3 rRNA genes (2 of these 3 only partly in view) are annotated in these 2,500 nt (G+C 43.6%); all 3 read left to right on the forward strand.

The annotated features are described in order from the left end of the window. A 23S ribosomal RNA gene (locus FN124_RS15970) occupies positions 1-309 on the forward strand; it begins 2,578 nt to the left of the window's first position. 84 nt (positions 310-393) lie between these two features. After that, positions 394-505: ribosomal RNA gene (gene rrf, locus FN124_RS15975) — 5S ribosomal RNA — on the forward strand. A 666-nt stretch (positions 506-1,171) separates the two neighbouring features. Further along, a 23S ribosomal RNA gene (locus FN124_RS15980) occupies positions 1,172-2,500 on the forward strand (it continues 1,558 nt past the right edge of the window).

Below are 2,500 nucleotides of genomic sequence, written 5' to 3' on the forward strand. Positions count from 1 at the left end.
AACTGGGTTCAGAACGTCGCAAGACAGTTCGGTCCCTATCTGTTGTGATCGTTAGTAAATTGAGAGGACATGACCTTAGTACGAGAGGACCGGGTCGTACGTACCGCTGGTGTATCTGTTGTGCCGCCAGGTGCAGTGCAGAGTAGCTATGTACGGATAGGATAAACGCTGAAAGCATCTAAGCGTGAAACCTGCTTCAAGATGAGTTTACTTTTAAGGGCCGTCGGAGACTACGACGTTGATAGGTTACAGGTGTAAGGGTGGTAACATCGCAGCCGAGTAATACTAATTGCCCGTAAGCTTTAATTTTTTCAATTATTACGCTAAAAAGTTTTGAATACAACTTTCCCGATATGTTATCTTATTAGTTTGCTGTAACAGCAAAGAAGATCTTATGGTGGTTATGCCGAGGGTGTTCACCTCTTCCCATTCCGAACAGAGAAGTTAAGCCCCTCATGGCCGATGGTACTGCACTATCATGCGGGAGAGTAGGTAGCTGCCATACTTATTAAGAGAAAAGCCTTGGTGTTTCATACACTAAGGCTTTTTCTTTCTATATAGTAGAGAGCATTGTGTAAGGCAATGCGGAGTACAGCTAAAGAGCAGTACTTATCTCGAAAAAGCAGGTCACACTGCTATCCGATACCAACAGCAGTTACTACTGCTACTGATGATACCACCCGGCTAGGCAACATCCTACCAACTACACTTAAATCCGGTTCATCACCTTAAGCCCCGCGCTTAATACCAATTGACATACAGAAAATAAGAAGCAATTAAGTTGAAATAATTTTTGCTGCGAGTGATAAAGGTCTTATCTTTGCCATCCGCTTCAAAAAAGCACTGTTCTTTGCAAGGTAATGGGTTAATTATTACAGTAATGAAAGCACTTTCCGATAGTTAAGTGATTGGTACTAAGATAATTAAAGTTGTAAAAACTTTCCAAAAGTTTTGGTGATTAACTGAAAGATCACTACCTTTGCAACCCCAACACAAACAATTCAATACGAATAAAGGTTCTTAATTATAATATAAGTAAAGATGTGTAACGAAAGCGTTACCGGGATCGGATCCCACACATCGGCAATGATCTTTCGGGATCAAAAGTTCTTTGACATATTGGGAAATGCAAGTTGTATTCAAGATAGTAATAACTTGAATATTTAAGATTTTTAAAGCGAATAAGAGCGCATGGTGGATGCCTAGGATCTAAGAGGCGAAGAAGGACGTGGTAAGCTGCGATAAGCTACGGGGAGATGCAAACGATCGTTACATCCGTAGATTTCCGAATGGGACAACCCGGCATACTGAAGGTATGTCACCCAGTAATGGGAGCCAACGCAGGGAACTGAAACATCTAAGTACCTGCAGGAAAAGAAAATAAATAATGATTCCCTAAGTAGTGGCGAGCGAACGGGGAAGAGCCCAAACCGGAGTGAAGCAATTCTATCCGGGGTTGTAGGACTACTTTTAGAAAGTCAGATCAAGTTGAATCATCTGGAAAGATGAGCCGTAGCAGGTGATAGCCCTGTAGACATAAATTCTGATGGACGTGTAGTATCCTGAGTAGTGCGGGACCGGAGGAATCCTGTATGAAACTGCCAGCACCATCTGGTAAGGCTAAATACTCCTTAGATACCGATAGTGAACCAGTACCGTAAGGGAAAGGTGAAAAGTACTCCGAACAGGAGAGTGAAATAGTTCCTGAAACCGTGCGCTTACAAGCGGTCGGAGCCAGCAATGGTGACGGCGTGCCTTTTGCATAATGAGCCTACGAGTTACTCCTCACTGGCAAGGTTAAGGTCTTCAGTACCGGAGCCGTAGCGAAAGCAAGTTCTAACAGAGCGAATATAGTCAGTGGGGGTAGACGCGAAACTTTGTGATCTATCCATGGGCAGGGTGAAGGTTAGGTAAAACTAACTGGAGGCCCGAACTCATTAGCGTTGAAAAGCTATGGGATGACCTGTGGATAGGGGTGAAAGGCCAATCAAACTGAGAGATAGCTCGTTCTCCCCGAAATGTTTTTAGGAACAGCCTTGGATATAGACGTATTATAGAGGTAGAGCTACTAATTGGGCTAGGGGGCTTCACCGCCTACCAAACCCTAATAAACTCCGAATGCTATAATATAATCTCCAGGAGTGAGGCTGTGGGCGCTAAGGTCCATGGCCGAGAGGGAAATAACCCAGACTAACAGCTAAGGTCCCTAATGATATGTTAAGTTGAACAAACGCGGTTCAAATCCTAAAACAGCCAGGATGTTGGCTTGGAAGCAGCCATTCATTTAAAGAGTGCGTAACAGCTCACTGGTCGAGGGTTTGGGCACGGAAAATAATCGGGCATCAAACATATAACCGAAGCTTTAGGCCTAATACGTAAGTATTAGACGGTAGGGGAGCATTCCAAACTGCATTGAAGGTGTGTTGTGAGACATGCTGGAGCGTTTGGAAAAGAAAATGTAGGCATAAGTAACGATAAATAAGATGAAAAATCTTATCGC

The organism is Chitinophaga polysaccharea, from assembly GCF_902150045.1.
Lineage (GTDB): Bacteria > Bacteroidota > Bacteroidia > Chitinophagales > Chitinophagaceae > Chitinophaga > Chitinophaga polysaccharea_A.